The following is a 968-nucleotide window of genomic DNA, read 5'->3' on the forward strand; positions in this document are numbered from 1 at the left end:
ATATGGGAACCAAAGCGCCGTTCAAACTCCTCGTAAAATTCGCTGACAATGAGTGCCAGAGTACCCGGTGGAACGGATTCTTCCATGGTGCCAATCTGGTAGATACTTTCCGCTGGGCAGGTCTTGTTGTTTTTCAAAAGATCTTCCACCGTGCGGTTGCGCTCGGTGTGTCGTGTTTTCTCGTTCCGGGCATTCTGGGCATCCACATGGTCGGAATAATGCTCGTAGTAATACATTCGCTCAATTTCTTCAAAGCTGAAATCCGGCTGTTCCGGTTTCTCTCGAAGTTCCGGGGTAGTGAAGCCACGGTAGCAGTCCCAGTACACATTTTTTCTGGCTCGCTGGGCATCAATGTGTTCGCTGTTCTCAACATCAAACCGACGGTCATTGTGCCGGGGATTATAGGTGCCATGCTTGCCGGAGCGTCCGTTGTGCCGTGTCAGTTTCAATTTTCATCCCTCCATTCTCCGTTGATTTTTCCCGAAGGGGAGCAGCGGCGAAGCCGCCAAACCTGCGGATTTCTGCGTCAGGTAATACCCAGTACGAATTGACGCAAAGCATCAACTCTCCCTGGGCAAGGCGTTTCACCCTTGACCCGATGGGGCTGGCTGCCCTCAACCCGCCAATGGGCCTTGCCCCTTGACCCCAACAGGGCGCTGCACCCCTGTACCCAGCACAAAGGGCTTGCCGCCCTCTGTACTCCTGCCCGGAGAAGCTGACTTTCACCGTTTGTGCGGTTTCTGTCAGCTCCTCCGGCTCTGAATGCTCCTTTTGTCGCATTTCCCGGAAGGGGGATACTGGGATATCACGATACCAATTCACCGCAAAAATACCGGGTGCAGACCTGCCATTTTCCTGTGAATTGACCCGATTTCAGGCGCTCTCCTTGTCCGTCCGCAAGACCTGAAATCCGTGCTGTTTGGCGTACTCTCTGGCAGCAGCCAGCCGTTCTTCACTGTACGGCGGCA

1 pseudogene is annotated in these 968 nt (G+C 54.1%); it reads right to left on the bottom strand.

Annotated features, from left to right (window positions below):
• Positions 1–449: pseudogene (locus ACTNBK_RS17105) on the bottom strand (serine/arginine repetitive matrix protein 2); the annotation flags it as partial.
• Positions 450–968: the final 519 nt, after the last annotated feature.

Origin of the sequence: Intestinimonas sp. HCP28S3_D6, from assembly GCF_052065695.1 — a bacterium.
Taxonomy (GTDB): domain Bacteria; phylum Bacillota; class Clostridia; order Oscillospirales; family Oscillospiraceae; genus Intestinimonas.